This window comes from Pelosinus fermentans DSM 17108 (assembly GCF_000271485.2).
Lineage (GTDB): Bacteria > Bacillota > Negativicutes > DSM-13327 > DSM-13327 > Pelosinus > Pelosinus fermentans.
The window spans coordinates 4,539,875-4,559,763 of the sequence record NZ_AKVN02000001.1 but is presented as its reverse complement, the minus strand read 5'-3'; the positions used below and the strand labels follow the sequence as shown (position 1 = coordinate 4,559,763).

The 19,889-nt window shown below is 40.6% G+C and carries 18 protein-coding genes and 2 riboswitches; of the genes, 12 read left to right on the top strand and 6 right to left on the bottom strand.

Annotation, left to right across the window (positions count from 1 at the left end; translation table 11 throughout):
• Positions 1-39 precede the first annotated feature (39 nt).
• From FR7_RS20925 to FR7_RS20895, 7 genes are all read left to right on the top strand, one after another.
• Positions 40-1,455, top strand: coding sequence for a sigma-54 interaction domain-containing protein (locus FR7_RS20925; protein WP_007950639.1), 1,416 nt, complete (start codon positions 40-42; stop codon positions 1,453-1,455).
• A gap of 299 nt (positions 1,456-1,754) precedes the next feature.
• A complete protein-coding gene (locus FR7_RS20920) occupies positions 1,755-3,230 on the top strand; it encodes a hypothetical protein (protein ID WP_007950638.1) in 1,476 nt (491 codons plus the stop codon).
• A 55-nt stretch (positions 3,231-3,285) separates the two neighbouring features.
• Positions 3,286-4,740 (top strand): 4-hydroxyphenylacetate 3-hydroxylase family protein, encoded by a 1,455-nt coding sequence (locus FR7_RS20915; RefSeq protein ID WP_007950637.1) that lies wholly within the window; start codon positions 3,286-3,288, stop codon positions 4,738-4,740.
• 50 nt (positions 4,741-4,790) lie between these two features.
• Positions 4,791-5,066 (top strand): NifU family protein, encoded by a 276-nt coding sequence (locus tag FR7_RS20910; protein ID WP_007950636.1) that lies wholly within the window; start codon positions 4,791-4,793, stop codon positions 5,064-5,066.
• Between the two features lie 10 nt (positions 5,067-5,076).
• Positions 5,077-5,403, top strand: a complete 327-nt coding sequence (locus tag FR7_RS20905) for a hypothetical protein (protein ID WP_007950635.1) — start codon at positions 5,077-5,079, stop codon at positions 5,401-5,403.
• On the top strand, positions 5,372-6,667 hold the full coding sequence (locus FR7_RS20900) for an acetyl-CoA hydrolase/transferase family protein (protein WP_007950634.1): 1,296 nt from the start codon (positions 5,372-5,374) through the stop codon (positions 6,665-6,667). The genes FR7_RS20905 and FR7_RS20900 overlap by 32 nt, the downstream gene beginning before the upstream one ends.
• A 41-nt stretch (positions 6,668-6,708) precedes the next feature.
• Positions 6,709-7,320, top strand: a complete 612-nt coding sequence (locus tag FR7_RS20895) for a hypothetical protein (RefSeq protein ID WP_007932755.1) — start codon at positions 6,709-6,711, stop codon at positions 7,318-7,320.
• Positions 7,321-7,373: 53 nt separating this feature from the next.
• Here the strand turns inward: FR7_RS20895 and pdxR are convergent, their stop codons facing one another.
• Positions 7,374-8,885: a MocR-like pyridoxine biosynthesis transcription factor PdxR gene (gene pdxR, locus FR7_RS20890; protein ID WP_007950633.1), complete on the bottom strand. Its 1,512-nt coding sequence runs from the start codon at positions 8,883-8,885 to the stop codon at positions 7,374-7,376.
• 120 nt (positions 8,886-9,005) lie between these two features.
• Here pdxR and FR7_RS20885 point away from each other — a divergent pair, with 120 nt between their 5' ends.
• The 3 genes from FR7_RS20885 to FR7_RS20875 all read left to right on the top strand — a co-directional run bounded on the left by FR7_RS20885 (position 9,006) and on the right by FR7_RS20875 (position 11,258).
• A complete protein-coding gene (locus tag FR7_RS20885; RefSeq protein ID WP_007932753.1) occupies positions 9,006-9,692 on the top strand; it encodes an AzlC family ABC transporter permease in 687 nt (228 codons plus the stop codon).
• A complete protein-coding gene (locus FR7_RS20880) occupies positions 9,682-9,993 on the top strand; it encodes an AzlD domain-containing protein (protein ID WP_007932752.1) in 312 nt (103 codons plus the stop codon). The genes FR7_RS20885 and FR7_RS20880 overlap by 11 nt, the downstream gene beginning before the upstream one ends.
• 77 nt (positions 9,994-10,070) lie before the next feature.
• Positions 10,071-11,258 carry an aminotransferase-like domain-containing protein gene (locus FR7_RS20875; protein ID WP_007932751.1) on the top strand — a complete coding sequence of 396 codons (1,188 nt, stop codon included), beginning with the start codon at positions 10,071-10,073 and terminating at the stop codon, positions 11,256-11,258.
• A gap of 33 nt (positions 11,259-11,291) precedes the next feature.
• On the opposite strand, the gene FR7_RS20870 is transcribed toward FR7_RS20875, so the two are convergent.
• From FR7_RS20870 to FR7_RS20850, 5 genes are all read right to left on the bottom strand, one after another.
• Positions 11,292-12,077: a sugar phosphate isomerase/epimerase family protein gene (locus FR7_RS20870; protein ID WP_007950632.1), complete on the bottom strand. Its 786-nt coding sequence runs from the start codon at positions 12,075-12,077 to the stop codon at positions 11,292-11,294.
• Positions 12,078-12,138: 61 nt separating this feature from the next.
• Entirely contained in the window at positions 12,139-13,236 is a 1,098-nt protein-coding gene (locus FR7_RS20865; protein WP_007932748.1) for an ABC transporter ATP-binding protein, read from the bottom strand.
• An 8-nt stretch (positions 13,237-13,244) separates the two neighbouring features.
• Positions 13,245-14,072 carry a carbohydrate ABC transporter permease gene (locus tag FR7_RS20860; RefSeq protein WP_007932746.1) on the bottom strand — a complete coding sequence of 276 codons (828 nt, stop codon included), beginning with the start codon at positions 14,070-14,072 and terminating at the stop codon, positions 13,245-13,247.
• Entirely contained in the window at positions 14,062-14,973 is a 912-nt protein-coding gene (locus FR7_RS20855) for a carbohydrate ABC transporter permease (protein ID WP_237769564.1), read from the bottom strand. Before FR7_RS20855 ends, FR7_RS20860 begins: the two co-directional genes overlap by 11 nt.
• Positions 14,974-15,025: 52 nt before the next feature.
• On the bottom strand, positions 15,026-16,333 hold the full coding sequence (locus FR7_RS20850; protein WP_007932742.1) for an ABC transporter substrate-binding protein: 1,308 nt from the start codon (positions 16,331-16,333) through the stop codon (positions 15,026-15,028).
• A 335-nt stretch (positions 16,334-16,668) separates the two neighbouring features.
• Between FR7_RS20850 and FR7_RS20845 the strand changes: the two genes are divergently transcribed.
• Complete coding sequence (locus FR7_RS20845; protein WP_007932740.1) at positions 16,669-17,604, top strand: DMT family transporter; 936 nt, start codon at positions 16,669-16,671, stop codon at positions 17,602-17,604.
• Between the two features lie 287 nt (positions 17,605-17,891).
• A riboswitch (M-box (ykoK) riboswitch) is annotated at positions 17,892-18,068 on the top strand.
• Positions 18,069-18,200: 132 nt separating this feature from the next.
• Positions 18,201-18,372, top strand: a riboswitch (M-box (ykoK) riboswitch).
• A 212-nt stretch (positions 18,373-18,584) separates the two neighbouring features.
• Positions 18,585-19,874: a magnesium transporter gene (locus tag FR7_RS20840; RefSeq protein ID WP_007932736.1), complete on the top strand. Its 1,290-nt coding sequence runs from the start codon at positions 18,585-18,587 to the stop codon at positions 19,872-19,874.
• The last annotated feature ends 15 nt before the right edge of the window (positions 19,875-19,889 follow it).

Sequence of the window (19,889 nt, the reverse complement as noted above, 5' to 3'; positions counted from 1 at the left end):
AAAAGAATTTGGTCAATTGTAAGTGAGGAGAGGGAATAAATGCTTGGCGATATTGAAAATATGGAAAAAGTGTCTACTGAATTAAGTTCTGTTAAAGAATTATTTAAAGAATTAGAGGCGATTATTAGTTCATCTTATGATGGAATGTTTATTGCAGATGAAAAAGGCGTTGTTTTACGTGTAAATATTGCTTATGAGCGTATTACAGGTATTAGGGCTAGTGAGATATTGGGGAAGAAGTTAAAAGATCTGGTAGCGGCTGGTTATTATGACCAATCGGTTACCTTGCTGGTGATCGAAAAGCGTGAAATCGTTACTATTAATCAAACCGTAAAAAATAATAACAAGATTTTAGTTACAGGAAATCCGATATTTGATGAGAAAGGTGATTTATTTCGAGTCGTAACCAATGTACGTGACATTACAGAACTTGTGAGTTTACAAAGTCAATTATTAAAAACAAAAGAACAAACTTTGAAGTATAAGACGGAATTATCTCATCTACGAGCACTGCACATTGGAAATAAAGAAATTATTTCCCGAAGCCCTAAGATGGCGCAGGTAATTGAACTTGCCACCAAGATTGCGGATGTCGATTCTATCGTATTAATTAATGGTGAATCAGGTACAGGTAAAGAATTAATTGCCAAGTTAATTCATAAACAGGGAAAAGGAACCTCTAAGCCGTTTATTAAGATTAATTGTGCTGCCATTCCGGAACAATTGCTGGAGTCAGAGCTCTTTGGCTATGAGGGGGGAGCATTTACGGGAGCTAGAAAGGAAGGCAAGCCAGGTTTATTTGAATTAGCCCATAACGGTACTCTATTTCTGGATGAAATCGGAGATTTACCGTTACTTTTACAGGTGAAATTGCTGAGGGCCATACAAGAAAAAGAATTTATTAGGGTGGGAGGTACCAAGACAATTACTTTTAATGCAAGAATTATTGCTGCCACTCATAGAAATATTGCGAAGATGGTAAAGGAAGGCGTTTTTCGTGAAGATCTGTACTATCGGCTTATGGTCGTGCCTATTTACCTGGCTCCTTTAAGGGAGCGGAAAGAAGACGTACCCCTTCTAATCATGCATTTTATTGATAAATTTAATAGTCGTTTTGGTTTTAACAAAAAAATCATGCCACAAGTGATTGATAAGTTAGTCGAGTACTCGTGGCCAGGCAATGTGCGTGAGTTGGAAAATATTATAGAACGTATGATGGTAACGGCACCAAGTGAAGAAATTACTGTGAATCTGGTACCTGAGACCATTATGGATAAAAGTTTTTCCCCAAAGCGTTTAACAAAATTGAAGGATGCAGTAGAGGAGACCGAAAAATATCTGTTAAGTGAAAATTTTAAAGAGTATGGATCTTGGAAGAAAGTAGCTGAAATCTTGGGCATTGATCGAACGACAGTCTTTCGTAAAGTTGTTAGATATGGGTTGGAAAAACGATAATGTTGCAATGCTGCTACTGTTGCAATCTTTCACAATGACTTTTTTGACAAAGAGCAGAAGGGGAATCCTATTCTAATTAGTGCATTCTTGCAACAATTGTTAGAAATATCAGAATAGTCCAAAACAAGGAGGAGAGTAAGGAATTGCTCTTCTTTTTTTGCTGGCATAAATATTGCAATGATATGATGCAAGTAGTTATTTATCTTGCTAATGCATAGGAGAAATTAATAGTTAGGAGGGATTTTATAACAGTATCATTAGGAAAGATGCTTCATTAATGAAAAAGGAAGGGTGTTGTTATGAGTTGGTTAGGCCCTACTTACAAACGTAAATTTGGTGAAGTTCAGCCGCATATTCCATTGGGACCATTTCAATTAAGGTTGCCATTTATTCATTATCGTTTTGAGGTGCCTGATTTTATTCAAGGATTGCTAATGTGTGCCGTGTGCCTGGGTATTATTCCTATATTGCAGGAATATCTAGGAATGCCTTTTGAAATTGCCATTACTATCGTAATATTAAATGGTTTTTTCTATTTATGGCATGCTCATCTGGGGGATCCTGTTATTCCAGGGTGGATCACGCCTGCTATACCCTTGTTGCTCCTATGGCTAAAGACCTTCCCGGAAGGTGTGGACAGATTGCATGCACTGATTGCTTTTGAAATGGAATTAGGTATTTTTGCATTGCTTCTGGGGGCAACTGGTTTGGCTAAAAGATTTGTTGATATTGTACCTGATGCGCTAAAGTCTGGGATATTAATTGGTGCTGGTATAGCTGCTGTAAGGTTGGTATTTGAAAAAGGAGGACGTTTTGATTCTTATCCATGGACCATTACAATTGCCATTGGATTTGCCTTCTATATTTTGTTTTCTAACCACTTTAAAACCCTGAGAAATAAACATGTTATTTTCAAGTATTTATCAGACTTGGGTCTTATGCCATCTTTGGTTTTGGCAATCATAATTGCACCGTTACTTGGAGAATTGCCATGGCCGACCATTACCTGGAGTATTACTGTGCCGCAGTTTTATACCTTGTTTACCGAGTGGACTCCTTTTTCTGCAAGAGTTGGCTGGCCGCCGCTTAGTTTGTATTTGGATGCATTTCCTTTAGTGGCAGCAACCTATGTAGTGTTATTTGGTGAATTGATTCAGGCAGAAGCACTTATTGATGAAGCTCGTGAGTTTCGTCACGGTGATGAAAACGTTCATTATGATGCGAACCGTAATAATATCATTTGCGGTATCCGCAATGTTAGCATGTCCATGTTAGGTCCGGATTTGTCAATGTGCGGTCCCCTATGGGCAGCAATGCAGGTTGTAACTTGTGAACGCTATAAACACGGCCGGGAGGCAATGGATAGTTTATTTGGTGGCGTAGCCTCTTTTCGATTAGGTACATTTACAAGTTACTTTTTAATGCCAATTGTTACCTTAGTAAAACCTATCCTGCCAATTTCGCTTTCTCTTACGATGTTGGTACAAGGCTATGTAGCTGTTCGGGTAGGCGTTTTAAAGGCCCGTACGTTTAATGATCTAGGTGTGGCTGGGATTGTAGCTTCTGTATTGATATCTCGGGGAGCTGGATTTGCCTTTTCTGTAGGTGTTGTACTTTGCCTTTTAATATATGGAAAAGATTTTATCCGCAACTGGTCAACTTATGATACCAGTAAAGATCCAATATTTAATAGCCGAATTGATTCGGAATCAGGCAGCGGTAGTCAATCAGATAGCATTTCGATTGACAAGAATCAACGAAGTTTAGACAGTTAATCAGTAAAAATTGTATAAAAAATAAATGCTTTGCTAATTTAAGGAGGAGATTGAAATGACTTTAAAAACAGCTGAACAGTATGAAGAAAGCTTGCGCAAACTTAACTTGAAGGTTTATCTGCAAGGTGAGCTGGTAAAAAATCCTGTGGATCATCCAATTATCAGACCATCGATGAATTCTGTGAAAATGACTTATGAGTTAGCACAAAATCCTGAATATAAGGATCTAATGACTGCTACTTCACATTTAACCAATCAGACAGTAAATCGTTTTTGCCATCTGCATCAAAGTACAGATGATCTTGTAAAAAAAGTAAAAATGCAACGCCTGCTAGGTCAAAAGACGGCTGCCTGTTTCCAGCGCTGTGTAGGTATGGATGCGATCAACGCTGTTGACAGTGTTACTTTTGAAATGGATAAAAAACTTGGTACTGATTATCATAAGCGGTTTACTGAATTTCTATTGCAAATGCAAGCAGAGGATTGGACGGTAGATGGTGCGATGACAGATCCCAAAGGTGATCGCAGTTTATCGCCAAGCAAACAAGTTGATCCTGACTTATTTGTGCATATTGTGGAAAAGAGAGAAGACGGTATTGTAGTTTGTGGTGCCAAAGCCCATCAAACAGGTGCCATTAACTCTCATATGATTTTGGTAATGCCAACAATTGCCATGGTTAAAGAAGATGCTGATTATGCTGTTTCCTTTGCTGCTCCAGCGGACGCAGACGGCGTGTTCTATATTTACGGACGTCAATCCTGTGATACCCGTAAGTTGGAAGGCGGCGATATTGATGTTGGAAATAAGCAGTTCGGTGGGCATGAGGCACTTATGGTATTCGACAATGTATTTATTCCTTGGGAAAGTGTCTTCATGTGCGGCGAATATGAATTCAGCGGTCTATTGGTAGAACGTTTTGCTGGATATCATCGTCAAAGCTACGGAGGCTGTAAAGTTGGTGTAGGGGATGTATTAATCGGTGCAACTGCACTAGCTGCCGATTACAATGGTGCAGCGAAAGCTTCTCATGTAAAGGATAAACTCATTGAGATGATGCATCTTAACGAAACTCTATATGCTTGTGGTATTGCCTGCTCAGCTGAAGGGCATAAGACAGCATCAGGTAATTATATTATTGATCTTTTGCTTGCCAATGTCTGTAAACAAAACGTTACCCGGTTCCCTTATGAAATTGCCCGTTTGGCTGAAGATGTTGCTGGTGGTTTAATGGTAACGATGCCATCGGAAAAAGATCTGCGCAGTTCGGAAATTGGCAAAGTGGTTGAAAAATATTTCCGCGGTGTAAATTCAGTACCGACTGAATATCGTTTGCGTATTTTGCGCTTGATTGAAAATATTACCTTAGGTACTGCCGCTGTTGGTTATCGGACAGAATCGATGCATGGAGCCGGCTCGCCCCAGGCACAGCGCATCATGATTGCCCGTCAGGGAAATATGGAGCAGAAAAAAGAGTTGGCTAAGATAATCGCAGGTATCCCTCCAAAGTAAATTCCTAATCTTTTAATTTGGAATAAAGTCATAAATATGAGGATAGTTAAATGGAAAAAATGCAAAAAGTAATTAAAGGAAAGGCTCATTCGGTGCTTAGTGCTCACAATGGAGATATTGAATTAATGGAAGTAACATCTGATGGGTTTGTTAAGGTCAGGATCACTGGGGCATGTGCAACATGTCCCAGTGCCCAACAGACCATGTCTGAAGTGATGGAGGCAGCAGTAAAAGAAGCATATCCAGAAAGTAAGGGAGTCATACTGGTACATCAAGTGAGCGATGAACTAATTAATCAGGCATTAAAGATTCTGCGAAAGAGATAGAGCTTACATTATGAATAAGCGGAAAATCAGCATTGTTTTTTGTGGGGGATGCAATCCATGGATTGACCGGGGGCGGATTGCTGCCAAAGTACAAGATATTTTGCTTGGGATGGGCTATGAAGTTTGCTATAACTCCTTGGATGTTGATTTTGTTATATATATGAGTGGCTGTACGGCCAATTGTGCCCTAAAGTATAACCATAACGATTGCCCTTCTGCTGTGGTTGCCGCAGCGACGCTTGATGCCGTTGCGGTAGAGCCAGCAGAATTAGTTACTGACATTGTGACGAAGGTGAGGAATTATTTTGAACAATTGGAGAAGAGTGTATCAAAATAAAATTGTTTCTGCCGAACAAGCAGTACAACATATAAAATCCCAAGATCGTGTAGTGACGGGTCATGCCTGCGGTGAACCGCAAGCACTTATCGAAGCATTAGTAGCCAGGTCACCTGAAATTAAGGATGTAGAGATTGTGCATATGGTTGCAATGGGGCCTGCCAAATATGCTCAACCCGGACAAGAAAAAAGTTTTCGCCATAATGCATTATTTGTCGGAGGAACGACACGAAAGGCAGTAGAGGAAAAACGAGCTGATTTTACTCCCTGCTTTTTTTCGGAAATTCCAAGATTGTTTAAGAATAATATATTGCCGGTAGATGTTGCCTTAATTCAGATTACACCACCCGATGAACAGGGCTTCTGCAGTTATGGTGTTTCGGCAGATTACACTAAAACTGCAGCCGAATGCGCCAAAATAGTGATTGCGCAAGTAAATCATTGTCTCCCCCGGACAGGTGGGGCCAGCATTCATTTAGATGCAGTTCACTTTATTGTGGAGCAAGAGGAGCCATTGATTGAACTTAAACCTCCGAAAATAGGTGATATAGAAAAAGCTATCGGTGAACATGTTGCCGCACTCATTCCAGATGGGGCAACGCTTCAATTAGGTATTGGTGCGATCCCCGATGCGGTCCTATTATTTTTGACAGATAAAAAAGATCTGGGGATTCATTCGGAAATGTTCTCTGATGGCGTAGTGGTACTGGCTGAAGCTGGTGTTATTACTAACCGGAAGAAGACGATTCATACTGGGAAATTTATGGCCACATTTCTGATGGGGACAAAGAGGTTGTATGATTTTGTGAATAATAACCCCGATGTAGAGCTGCAATCCGTAGATTACATTAACGATCCTTATATTATTGGTCAGCATGAAAACATGATTTCTATTAATTCTGCTTTGCAGGTGAATCTGATGGGAGAGGTTAATGCGGAAATGATTGGTCCAAAACAATTTAGTGCTGTAGGTGGGCAGGTAGATTTTATTAGAGGGGCAAGCAGATCACTCCAGGGTAAATCGATTATTGCTTTGCCGTCTACTGCATCGGGCGGTACGATATCACGGATAGCTTGTGAACTGGATCGGGGGGCTGCAGTAACGACTTCCCGTAATGACGTCCATTATGTTGTTACAGAATACGGCATGGCAGATTTACGAGGGAAATGCCTTGGTGAACGGGCAAAATCTCTGATAGCAATAAGTCATCCGGATTTTCGCAGTCGCCTAACGAAAGAAGCACAAGAAAAAGGTCTTATGTAATATGTCATGAGCCCGATCTATTTGTCGAGGGAGGTATTGGCGTGCCTGTTATTACTTTTTTGCAAGATGTTTTTTCCATGGCAAAAGGGCCGTATCACCATAAAATAGGCAGACATACACAACGATTTTGTAGTAAGGCGGCCAAATGTTCTACGAATGAAATGCAAAAGAAAATATTTTTTGTTACTGCAATTTGCGCAGATGAATTTGTTGCAGCCTTACTTGGAGTAGACAATAAAAGACATATTGAACCTTTCAAAAAGCGGACTTTAAAAACTAAAATAGCAAAGCAGCAAATTGTTATAACTGTACGTATTTATATGTCAGCGATATTAACTTTAATTAGCTCTCAAAAAGAAATTTTATTACTAAAAACCGGATTAGAAGAGCAGGAATTATTGCGTATGTGGTGCTCCATATTTGAATATGGACCCTCAGATATGCAATTGTTCAATGAATTACTGTTACCTGCTTATCAGCATGACGGTATAGATGGTTTAAGTATGTCGGTTGGCAAAAGCATTATAGATCAATTGTTTGTAGTAAATGATACACTGAATCCTTCTGAATTGGAAATGTTACAAAGAACAATGATTGAGGATATAACAGCTGTATTGCGACTTTTAGAGGCAGGCAGAGTGGAAGCATCATGAATCGTTTTATTGTGATCAATAGGGAAGCAGCAGATCATATAAGAAAGCTCTTATTAAATAATGGGTTTGCCAGCTGTGTCTGACGGCTGTGCTGCATTGGCAGCACCTGATGCAAAGATGCGCCCTAATCTTCGTATGCCTTCTTTGAGCAGCTCTTCATTATGAGTGGCAAAGCAAAGACGTATTTCATTGCTTTTGGTTCCATTTGTATAAAAAGCCTCACCAGGTACAAAAGAAACACCTACTGTGGCTGCACGGCGAATAAGTTCTGCACCAGAGGCGGGAGGAGTTATGCTGCACCAGAGATAAAAGCCTCCTTCAGGTATATTAAAATTCATATAACCGCTGCAAAAACGCCGGATAGCGCCAACCATAGCATCCCGGCGTTTTTTGTATTCCATGCGGACAGTAGCTAAATGATTCGCCAGGTAATCTTCTTCCAGACAAGTATGAAGAATAATCTGAGAAAGACTATTGCTGTGCAGGTCGATGTGCTGTTTTTCTTGTGCTAATCGATTGATAACTTGTGGAGCGGCGATGACCCAGCCTGTCCGTAAACCCGGAAAAAGTATTTTTGAGAAAGTGCCCATATAAATTACACCGCCATAGGTGTCGAGACTCTTGAGAGAAGGAGGAGGCTGCTGACCGTAGTAGAGCTGACTATAGGGATCATCTTCTATGATAACTAAGCGGTAGCGCGAGGCTAATCGAATTAATTCCTGCCGATCGTGCAGCGACATAACCCTGCCAGTGGGGTTTTGAAAAGTAGGAATGGTATACATTAATTTAGGGCGATAGCGTATGAGATAGTCTTCAAGCAATTCAAAATTTATATTATCAGATGGCGGCAGAGTTAGGATGCGAGCGCCAGAAGCTTCTAATGACTGAATTGCTCCCAAATAGGTAGGTGATTCTACAATCACATAGTCACGAGGTTCTACGAAGACTTTTACAATGAGATACAGACCTTGCTGCGAGCCGGATGCCACTAGAAACTGATCAGGAGCGGCTTGTATTCCCATACGGCTTTGCCATGCGGCTAAAGAATGCCGTAGAGGAAGATAGCCTTCGGTAGTTATGTGGCCGAAATCGGAAACTTCAAGGTCATATTTACTGGATACAAGAGCTTTTTCAATGATGGAGAGAGGATAAAAGGCCGGATCTGGCATACCGGCGGCAAGGGAAATTGTCTCATCTGCCGTGGGAGTAGCAATTAAAGTGCGCAATAGTGATGACAGTGGTGATTTATATTGAGGTGTAAACAATTGATCCCAAAGAATAGTGGCCGATGACTGATCTGTAAATGATGGCTCAGCAACGTAAGTGCCGCTTCCCACTCGTGTTATTATTAAACCCCGTTCCTCCAAAAGTCTGTAAGCGTTAATGATTGTAGTACGGCTAACTTCCAGTAATTTGACGAGCTCTCGCTCTGGAGGCAGCTTGGTGCCAGCAGAAAGGGTTGAATTTTGAATTTTTGCAGCTAAACCATTTGCAAGCTGCAAATACATGGGGGCTGAACTGGATTGGTCAATTCGAATACCACTTAGCATTTTGGTAATATCCATTTATGTAATTCTCCTTAAAAGATAGAATTGGTATTTTAATTATATTATATTGGATATTTACAATTAAATTCCTGCAAGCTATTATAAGTAAAAAAACTGTAAAGTATTGGAGGAGCAGCAATGCAGGAAAAGGACTTTCGCAAGGGTGTAAGTGACACAGTACCTTTAATAGTTGGGATGATTCCTTTTGGTTTAGCATATGGTATTTTGGGAAAGTCCATTGGTTTAACTTCAGGAGAGACCATTGCAATGTCCATACTGGTTTTTGCTGGATCGGCCCAGTTTATCTGTCTGCCGATGCTTATGGAGGGGGCTGGCTTGGCAATGGTCAGCTTTACGACTTTACTAATCAATCTTCGTCATCTATTGATGGGTGCCTCCCTTGCTCCTTATATGAGTGGGCTATCCACGCCATTTAAGGCTCTTCTTTCCTGCGGAATGACGGATGAGACTTATGCTGTGACAATACAGCGTGCACAAGCTGGCTGTTATACAGGAGCCTATCAGTTGGGAAGCAATGCAATATGCTACCTCTTATGGGTGATGTCCACGATCGGTGGTGTTATTTTAGGAGATTACATAAGTGATCCACTTTCCTGGGGGTTGGATTTTGCTATGCCAGCTACCTTCTTAGCCTTGCTGATTCCTCGCTTACGTGACAAAGCTAGTGTAGTCGTATGCCTTGTTGCAACTGTGGTTAGCGTCGGGGCTGTTATTTTAATTCCTGGTAAATGGTATATCATTATTGCTTGCCTGGCTGCAGCTATGGCAGGTGGTCTTATGGGAGGGAAACAAGATGCGATTTGAAATTCTCATGAATATCCTTGCTATGGCGGTAGTGACGTTTGCGACTCGTTTTGCCAGTATAGGGCTTTTGGGAAATGTACCTGCCGGACTTGGACGTTTCTTGAAGCATGTACCTACTGCGATACTTACTGCTTTGATTGCGCCAGCCCTTTTTGCACCAAAAGGTTATATCGCAATAACTTTTTCGAATCATTATCTGCTGGCAGGTATAGTAACAGCCTTGGTAGCTTATAATCGTCAACCTCCTATTGTGACTATGGGGGCAGGTATGACCATGATATTGGTATTGCGCATGATGTGAGTTTGCTGTTTGACGCAAATGGGAGTTCTATTCACAGTAAACATTTTCATAATAATACATATAGGAGGGACTTTGTGATGGCGGTTACTTTTGCAAAACGTATGAAAACATTGCGGGCGTCAGAAATCAGGGAAATACTAAAGATTACTCAGAGGGAAGAGGTATTATCTTTTGCAGGGGGATTACCGGCTCCGGAATTGTTTCCGGTGGAAGAATTAAAGGAGATATCCATAAGAATATTAGAACAAATGGGTAGAGAAGCCTTACAATATTCCACTACTGAAGGATATAAACCCTTGAGAGAGAAAATAGCAGAGCGAATGAACCGGAAATTTAAAACAAGTGTTACTGCTGATAACATAGTAATCACTTGTGGTTCACAGCAGGCGTTAGACCTTTCTGGAAAGCTCTTCCTGGATGAAGGAGATCTTGTACTGTGCGAAAGTCCAACCTATTTGGCGGCCATTAGCGCTCTTAAAGCTTATGGGCCGCGTTTTATAGAAGTTCCCACGGATGACCAGGGAATGATTATAGAAGAACTTGAAAAAATAATTGCAGCACAAAAAAGTATAAAACTGATTTATGTAATCCCTGATTTTCAAAATCCTACGGGAAAAACTTGGTCACTGGAGCGTAGACGTGATTTTATGAAGCTGATACAACAATGTGATATTCCAGTTATTGAAGATAATCCATATGGAGAATTACGTTTTGAAAATGAGATTCTTCCTTCATTAAAATCAATGGATAGGTCAGGAAATGTCATCTTTACAAGCACTTTTTCGAAAACCTTCTGTCCAGGTTTACGTATAGGATGGGTTGCTGCTGATGCTGAATTTATTGAAAAGTATGTATTAGTAAAACAGGGGACTGATTTATGTACATCCATAAGAAGCCAGATGGAGATCTCAGCCTACATGGATGTGTTTGACTTTGAAGCACATATAGAGAAGCTGGTTGCTGTATATCGAAAACGCCGAGATGTAATGGTGGAAGAGCTGAGGAAAACAATGCCCCAGGGAGTACGTTTTACTCATCCTCAGGGAGGTTTATTTCTATGGGTTGAGCTTCCTGAGCATATTAAGTCCATTGACTTACTTCATGACTGTCTGAAAAATAATGTAGCTTTTGTACCGGGGGATTCTTTTTTTCCTAATGGCGGCGTTGAAAATACATTTCGCTTAAACTACTCTAATATGTCAGAAGAAAAAATCATTGAAGGGATACAACGATTATCACAAGCGATAAAAAATGTAATGATATAAAAAAACAGCTGGAGTATTCACTCCAGCTGAACATTAATCCTGCGTGATCTCCGCTGCCTGTACAAGATAACTGTTCTCAGTAACTTGAATACTAGCTAAGGCCGTCTGTATATCTACATTGGCGTATTCAAAGACGAGAGTAGTTTTAGGAGCAGACGAGCAAATGGCGGCAAATAATACGTTCCAGTTAATCGTCCCCTGACCAATCGGCAGGTGATCATCAGATACTCCATGATTATCGTGCAGATGGCAGGCGATTAGCCTCTTTCCTAATTGCGCAATGATATCCGGTAAGTCCCATTGATTAATGTATGCGTGTCCTACATCGAGCAATGCACCTGCTTCTGGTAACATCAAAAGTAGTTCCAGGTATTCTTTCCAATCAAATAATAGAGTGTCCTTTGGCTGTAATCCAACATTTTCAATGAGTATTTGGATCTCATAATTCTTAGACAATAGCAAAAGCTCTTGAAGTCGATGCTGTACTCGCTGGCGGACAACCGTTTTGTCTCCCGTAAATTCTTCATTGGTATGCACTACAATAAATTTGGCATTCCACTTGGCGGCAAATTCAAATACGTCTTTGTAATGAGCCAGATAGTGGCTGTCATTTTCATCAGCTAAATTAACTCCAATGCATGGTCCGTGAATGCTTAAATTTTGCGGTGATTGATGAGGATAAATTTCTTTTAACACTTTATCCCAATGAGAATGATTGCCAAATTCATAAAAAATTTCTAGTCCTAAGCTGTCAGGGAGTTGTTTTAATGCAGTATAGTTAAATCCGATAAAAGATAAGTTGCTGAGGGAGATAAGCAAAGGTTTTGACCTCCTTTAAAATCGTGATGCAATAGAGTATTTTACGTCTAAAGAATAGAAGTTAGCATGCATAGTTATGAGATATTCTGTTTGGAAGTCCAATATTCTTTCCAACATGCCTGTCAAATCCATTTACATGCTGCCAAGAGAAAGAAACCCCCACTGTTCCTGCAGGAATTGGTTGATCCGCAGGAAGCATGCATAGCAAGAGTTGTCCGTCTTGATGCAGGCGAACATGGATACAGCGCTGGCTGCCTAGATGTTCGACAAATTCTATTTGTCCATGGAGCATGGGGGTGTCGCTTAAACAGCATTGTTCTGGACGAATCCCAATCCATAGTTCCTGATGCTCCGCTAAAAGTGTGTGCCATTTAGCGGGGGGATTTACACGGCTGCCTGCAATCCATAAGGTACCATCGCGGAAAGCTCCCTGCAGCAAATTCATCGGAGGAGATCCGATGAAAGAGGCAACAAAAGTGTTGGCAGGACGCTGATAGATGACATCTGGTGTGTCTAGCTGCTGCAGAGCGCCTTGGTTCATGATTGCGATTCGTTGTCCCACAGTCATAGCCTCTACCTGGTCATGGGTAACATAGATGAAAGTTGGGCGATAGAGATTGTGAATTTTGACCAATTCAGTACGGGCTTGCAGGCGAAGTTGTGCATCCAGATTGGAAAGAGGTTCGTCCAGGAGAAAATAGGGAGCTTGTTTCACTAGCGAACGACAAAGAGCTACCCGCTGTTTTTGGCCTCCAGACAATTCGTTTGGCTTTCGTTGTTCGTAGCCTGATAGATTGAGGATTTCTAGTGCTTGCTCCGTTCGTGCTTTGATTTCTCCTATTGGTATTTTTTGAATAAAAAGACCAAAAGTGATATTCTCCCATATAGTCATGTGGGGATATAATGCGTAGTTTTGAAACACCATGGCGATATTTCTCGCACCAGGTTCTACTGTGTTTACAACTTGCCCTCCCATCTTGAGGGTACCTGCTGTGATGTTCTCCAGGCCAGCAACCATTCGCAGTGTTGTCGTTTTTCCACAACCGGATGGACCTAGCAGAACGAGTCGCTCACCTTCTTGGATGGTCATGTTTAAATCTTTGACCACAGTAGTTTCACCATAGGATTTGCAAACATTTTCAAAAATAATTCCATTCATGAGTTCATCTATCCTTTCACCCCAGATTGCATAAAGGTATTCATAATAAAACGTTGGCAGGTTAAGTATAATAAGAGGGGCGGTAAGGCAGTAAGCATGGCGACTGCCATGGCAATGCCCCATTCACTGCCGCCTTCTGCACTGATAAACATTTGCAGCGCCAGAGGCAATGTATACGTGGGTTTATCATGAAGGATGAGCAGTGGCCAAAAATAATCATTCCAAGAGTTAATAAAAAAGACAATTCCCATAGCAATGACTGAAGGTTTGATAAGTGGCAATATGATTCGTGTTAATATGACCCACGGGCTGGCGTTTTCTAATCTTCCTGCTTCTAACAATGGCTTAGGGATATTGCGCATGCTTTGGCGCATTAAGAAGATTCCCATGCCGTCAGCTAGTTGAGGCAGTATGACTCCCCAAGGCGTATTCAATAAACCGAGTTTGGATATAAGCAAATAATTTGGCATCATGACAACGGTAATGGGAATAAAAAAGGTCAATAACAATGTGTTGAAAAGCTTTTCTTTATGGGAGAACTCATAATAAACAAAAGCGAAACCAGCTAAAATACTTGTGATAATTTTAGCAAGGGTGATGCTGCCAGCAATCAATAAGGTATTTAAAATATACTGGACTAGCGGGAGATTTTTCAGCACATATAAGTAATTATCTATTACAGGTTTGGCGGGAAAGGGATTTAACGTGGATAGGAAAATTTGATCCATAGTCTTAAAGGAAGTGGAAAACATAAAGAGGAGAGGCCAAAGTTGAATCAGTACTGCTGATAAGAGTAAAATATGCCAGTACCAGTCCCGATAGTTGTTAATTTTCATAGTGCACCTTCTTGTCTAATACCTTCGTCTTTACAAGCAAAAAGAGGGCATATAGCAGCATCGTTACTATGGCGAAGGCAGAAGCTTTGCCTGTTTGAAAAAAGATAAAACCGTATTGATACACGATGTAGACCAAATTGGTGCTGCCTTGGTCCGGACCACCTTGCGTTAACATATTCACGGGAACAAGGACGTATTGTAAGCCAAATACAACGGTAATTACAAAGACATAAAGGGCCGTTGATGATGTCATAGGGAGAATAATGCGTCGAAAAAGCTGCCAATTGGAGACATTTTCTAGACGGGCGGCTTCAATCAGCTCTTTAGGAACATCCACCATGGCCGCTACTAGCAGAATGAGGTTATAGCCGAAAACTTTCCAGCCGATAATCAGTCCAATAACGATAATCACTAATCCGGACTCTTTGAACCAACGAGGGGATTCTAAACCAATTGCCGAAAGGATAATATTGAGAGGGCCTGCTAAGGGATTCAATATCCAAAGGAAGAGAATACTGGCTACAGCCAGAGAAACTGTACTGGGAATGAATAAGGCGGAACGATAAAAAAAGCTGAAACGATTGAGACGATGAGCAATGATAAAGGATAAAAGATAGGGCAGAATGAAATTTACACAGACTAAAACCAAAATATAGAGAACTGTATTTAAGAGTATTTTGATCAATTCGGCACTGGAAAGTAACTGTAAATAATTTTCAAGTCCTACGAATTTCATCGTAGGGCTTACCATATTCCAGGAGTGGAAACTGAGCCAGATATCTTGTAATAGTGGCCAATAAGCGAAAAGTAATAATGTAGTGGCGGCTGGTGCTAGAAATAAAGCAGACTGCCAAGTAAAACGATTCATTGGATTTGTTGTCCTTCCATAAATAGTAAGCATAGAATGTCGTAAAAACCTTTTGGATTCTCACGACATTCTTAGCAAAAATTGATTAAAGCATAGAATTGATTTTTGCAGCTGCTTGTTTAAGAGCATCGGCAGCAGATTGTTTTCCACTGAGAATGATATCCCGGACATCGATAAGTGCTTGTTCAGCTTGTAAACCATTAGCTCCAGGGAAGCTAGCCCATTTCACAACTTCAGGCATTTGAGACATAGCCACCTGCATGTTTTTATTTTGTTCAGCAAAATCTTTTAATCCTTTAGGATCTTCTGTTACGCCTTTTCTTGGCGGCAGGTAACCAGTGCCTTTACTCCAAAGAGCAAGGGCTTCAGGAGATTCCAGGTATTTAACAAAGCGCCAGGCTGCCTTTTGTTTGTCTGGATCCTGAGAGAAGATCATGAGCAGGTTTCCACCCGCAGGGAGTTTTCTTGTTTTTCCTTCAAAGGATGGAAACTGCGTAGCCATAACGGTGAATTTAGCACTTTTTTCAAAATTATCCCGTTTGCCAATTGTTGTGCATACCATACCTAATTTTCCGCTTAAGAAAGCTTGGAAGCCTTCTTCGTTTGTTGCGTGCAGACCGTCACCGCTTTTCACCATATCAGCTAGTACCTGATAGGCCGCGGATGCTTCGGGAGTGTCAAAACCAGCCACAGTGCGGCCAGCTTTCTTTGCTAAAATTTGTCCGCCGTTCGATTCTATCAAGGCTTGTTGCGCCCAGTTGTCAGCAAATTCCTGCATAAAGAACCCCGTAATGCCAGTTTTCTCTTTAATAGTTTTGGCATATTGTGTTACTTCCTGCCAAGTGCGTGGCGGCCGGTTAGGATCTAAACCAGCTTGTGTGAAAATATCTGGATTATAGTAGAGTACAGGTACACTGACAGAGTAAGGAAGTCCGATTTGTTTACCATCATCAGTTGTAGCTAAAGCCAGTACATTTGGCAGGAAATTATCTTGCAAGTAGGTGTTATCTTCTGGTGATAGTTTTGTGATGATATCTGGTATAGACGCATACTTTAAATTTTCACCTGCATAATTTAAGTAACTATACCCCATTTGTACAACATCGGGATTTTTTCCAGATGCCATAGCCGCCTGCAAGTTTTGTGTTAACCCTTTATACATGTCAGGGTTATATTTTTCTACGACTTCAATATCAGGATTTTCTTTATTGAATTGTTCCACCAGTTGTTTAACGGAAGGACCGCCAAAACTTTCAGCATTTACATGCCAATATTCAATCATAACCTTGCCTGAGTTTTTTGAGGATGCGTTTTGAGAACTGCCGCATCCTAAAGCTGCAATAGTGAATGCTCCGATACAGAATAAGACAAATAGCCGAGTTATTCTTTTCAATGTTTGTCCCCCCTAGATAAATTATATGTATAATAATATCTTTTAAAGAGAGGTTTATTGTTAGAAAAAGATTAAGTCTATATTAAATTCCTAGGGTCTTCACCAGAAAGTACGCTTGACGTTCTGTCAGCTGGGTGGCAGTAGAGATTGCCACGTCGGCTGTCGCCTCCTCGCAATGACAATCGTGTGAAGTGGACATTTTGGTGTTGAGCCAAATTCTAAAGTGCTTTTTTATAGATACTATGGAAGTTAATAAAGACTTAGTTTTTGACTAATATTGTTATATGTGATAGATTGTATCTTAATTAAAATAACAAATTAGAGAGTGGGTTATTATGAGTATACTAAGATCGAATTTATTACTTCTACTTGCCGCAGCTATTTGGGGATTGGCTTTTGTGGCGCAGCGAGTAGGGATGGAATATGTAGGGCCCTTCACTTTTAATGGTGTGCGATTTGCTTTGGGGAGTCTTTCTTTAATCCCCTTGATTCTTTATTATCAAAATCGTTCTCCCAAGGACATTCAGGTGGAGGATAATGCAAGACAGGTAATTATAGCGGGGATGATTGCTGGTGTAGTATTGTTTATTGCCGCAACCTTGCAGCAAATCGGCTTAATCTATACAACGGCGGGGAAAGCTGCATTCATCACTTGTCTATATATTGTAATCGTACCCATTTTAGGAATTCTTTTAAAACAATACGTCAGCATGAGCACTTGGATTGGTTCTGTAATTGCCGTTGTGGGTTTATATCTTCTCTGTGTGAAAGAGGGTCTTTATATTTCCTATGGAGAGGTACTGGAACTTATAGGAGCTTTTTTTTGGGCCATTCACATTTTAGTAATTGATCATTTTTCTTGTCGAGTTCCTGTATTGAAGTTAGCTTTTTTTCAGTTTGTTACTTGTTCTATTTTAAGTTTAATTGCGGCATTATTTTTGGAAACGATTCGTATTGAGTCTATTTATCAAGCTGCTGTGCCCATTTTATATGGCGGTATTTTTTCTGTAGGCGTTGCTTATACCTTGCAAGTTGTTGCGCAGAAAAGTGCCCAGCCCTCTCATGCTGCCATTATTCTTAGCATGGAAACCGTATTTGCTGCCATTGGCGGCTGGTTGATTTTAAATGAAAGGTTAGGTTTTCAGGAAACGTTAGGGTGTGTCATCATGTTCGCTGGGATGCTTTTATCTCAGCTGCAAAATTTGACAAGATCAAAAGAGCGTGTAAATGATGCGATAGTAGATTCGGATTCTAATAAACTGGTACCATAAAGATGTGTAGAATGCCGCTGCTGCGGCACACAAAGGAGTATGCAAAGATTATAGAAATATAACCCTTTGTGTATGTCAGTTAAGGATTTAGAAGAATAGAAAGAAAGAGCGCATATTAAAGAGGTAAAGGGATAAAAATAGACATAACGGGAGATTTAAGACTGTAATCGTTATTGATGATCGTTTTTCTGCTATAAGATCATATTATTAAGGGAATTAAACATTTGACGAAATGTGAAATAGGTATTGACACATTTCGATAAAGGTAGTACGCTCATAGTAGAAAAATAATTCTTCGTTAGGTGAGGCTCCTGCATAAACATAGGCCACTGCCCGGAAATGTCGAGAGACGCCAATGGGTAGAACAGGTATTACCGGATTAAGGTTTTACTTAAGGTGGCTGAGGCTTTTTGGTTTGTACTCTACGTTATGCAGTGCCAAAACTCGTACGAGTGGGGAAGGTGTGAATATATTAAATTCGCTTTTTAAGCCTTCCGGTAACGGGGGCTTTATCTATTTTCTTGTTTTGGATGAACAATGCGGCTGTAGCAGGATATACTATAGTAAAAGGCAAGAAAATCAAACATATAAATATAGAACTTCTTCGTTAGGTGAGGCTCCTGCATAAACACAGGCCACTGCCCGGAAACGTCGAAAGACGCCAATGGGTAGAACAGGTATTACCGAATTAAGGTTTTACTCAAGGTGGCTGAGGAATAGTGTACCTCTACGTTATGCAGTGCTAAAACTCAACGATTGGAGAAGGTCAAAGCAAGTATGGATCATGGCAGCATGAAAAGACCTTCTTATCTAAATGAGAGAAGGTCTTTTATTATCCATTCCCATAGGAAAGCAAAGAAGGAATAGGAGGTGGTTTTATGGATTCCGGACCCAGTGACCATATAAGCAAATATCAATATATCAACTTGTCTGTTCACGTTAAGGCGGGCGGACTCCAGGCAAAGAAGGAGGAATAAAATATGAACGCATTAAAAATGGTAGGTGAATTCTACTTTAGTCAATTAATCGGTCAGTCGATTTATGATAAAGCGGGGAATCGTTTTGGGCGGGTAAAGGACATCGCAGTACGCTGGGAAGGCGTATATCCTCGGGTCATTGGTGTCAAATATGCAAATAAAATACATAATCTGATTCCAATCGAATGGATTGTGCTTCGTGACAATGACAGGGTAGAGCTTGTCGAAAATTTCACTGTAGATCAAACCGTTCCTCTGCATGAAAATGATATTTATGCCAGCAAATGGCTGCTGGATAAGCAAATCATTGATATTAAAGGTTCCAAAATGGTAAGGGTAAACGATATTATATTATCCTGGGTGGTGCAGGATGGAAAGCAGCATATGGTGTTAGTCGCTGTTGACATTGGTGTGCGTGGTTTGTTCCGGCGATTGGGTTTGGAATTTCTCTTTACAAAGTTCAAACAAAATTGGCTGATTTTAGAGTTTATTAAGCCCTTGGAAAGCTGGAATTCACACCTTCAGCTCAATCGCTTAAAGCAGCAGCTGACAGAACTGCATCCTGCAGATATTGCAGAATTGATCGAGGAAATGGATTATAAACGCCGGGCCAACTTTATAGAAAACTTAGATGATCAACAGGCAATTGATACGTTGGCAGAATTAAATCTGGATACTCAGGTAGAAATTATTGAACAAATGGATGCGCAGCGGGCATCTGACATTCTAGAAGAAATGGCCCCAGATGAAGCCGCTGATATTTTGGGTGAGCTGCCGGTAGAGAAATCCGAAGGATTGCTGCAATTGATGGAAAGTGATGATGCTGAGGAAGTTAGAGAACTCATGCAATATGAGCAAGGAACTGCTGGCGCCTTAATGACTAATGAGTTTATTGCATTTTCTTCTCATATTACCACAGAAGAGGCTATCAATCAGCTGCGAGAATTATCACCCACAGCGGAAACCATTTATTATCTATATGTTATGGATGATGAAGAACACCTTCAAGGCGTTCTGTCATTGCGAGAATTAATTGTTGCTGCGCCCCAAACTACCTTAAAAGAATTGATGCATACGAAAGTGGCTGTAGTACAGGATGAAGATAATTATCAAAAAGTGGCGGAAGTCATTAATAAATATAGCTTATTGGCGGTACCAGTGGTCGATGAACAGAATGTTATGGTAGGAATTGTTACAGTCGATGATATTCTTGATATATTAATGCCAGAGCGTGGCAAGCTGGATACATACTCCTGGTTTGCCTTAACAAAAACGGCAGGGCGGGGGCGATAAAGATGAATGCAATAA

What these genes read in the sequence shown, in the direction of transcription:
- FR7_RS20925 (WP_007950639.1), top strand. Translation starts at nt 40, where the DNA reads ATGCTTGGCGATATTGAAAATATGGAAAAAGTGTCTACTGAATTAAGT.
- FR7_RS20920 (WP_007950638.1), top strand. Translation starts at nt 1,755, where the DNA reads ATGAGTTGGTTAGGCCCTACTTACAAACGTAAATTTGGTGAAGTTCAG.
- FR7_RS20915 (WP_007950637.1), top strand. Translation starts at nt 3,286, where the DNA reads ATGACTTTAAAAACAGCTGAACAGTATGAAGAAAGCTTGCGCAAACTT.
- FR7_RS20910 (WP_007950636.1), top strand. Translation starts at nt 4,791, where the DNA reads ATGGAAAAAATGCAAAAAGTAATTAAAGGAAAGGCTCATTCGGTGCTT.
- FR7_RS20905 (WP_007950635.1), top strand. Translation starts at nt 5,077, where the DNA reads ATGAATAAGCGGAAAATCAGCATTGTTTTTTGTGGGGGATGCAATCCA.
- pdxR (WP_007950633.1), bottom strand. Translation starts at nt 8,885, where the DNA reads ATGGATATTACCAAAATGCTAAGTGGTATTCGAATTGACCAATCCAGT.
- FR7_RS20885 (WP_007932753.1), top strand. Translation starts at nt 9,006, where the DNA reads ATGCAGGAAAAGGACTTTCGCAAGGGTGTAAGTGACACAGTACCTTTA.
- FR7_RS20880 (WP_007932752.1), top strand. Translation starts at nt 9,682, where the DNA reads ATGCGATTTGAAATTCTCATGAATATCCTTGCTATGGCGGTAGTGACG.
- FR7_RS20875 (WP_007932751.1), top strand. Translation starts at nt 10,071, where the DNA reads ATGGCGGTTACTTTTGCAAAACGTATGAAAACATTGCGGGCGTCAGAA.
- FR7_RS20865 (WP_007932748.1), bottom strand. Translation starts at nt 13,236, where the DNA reads ATGAATGGAATTATTTTTGAAAATGTTTGCAAATCCTATGGTGAAACT.
- FR7_RS20860 (WP_007932746.1), bottom strand. Translation starts at nt 14,072, where the DNA reads ATGAAAATTAACAACTATCGGGACTGGTACTGGCATATTTTACTCTTA.
- FR7_RS20855 (WP_237769564.1), bottom strand. Translation starts at nt 14,973, where the DNA reads ATGCTTACTATTTATGGAAGGACAACAAATCCAATGAATCGTTTTACT.
- FR7_RS20845 (WP_007932740.1), top strand. Translation starts at nt 16,669, where the DNA reads ATGAGTATACTAAGATCGAATTTATTACTTCTACTTGCCGCAGCTATT.
- FR7_RS20840 (WP_007932736.1), top strand. Translation starts at nt 18,585, where the DNA reads ATGAACGCATTAAAAATGGTAGGTGAATTCTACTTTAGTCAATTAATC.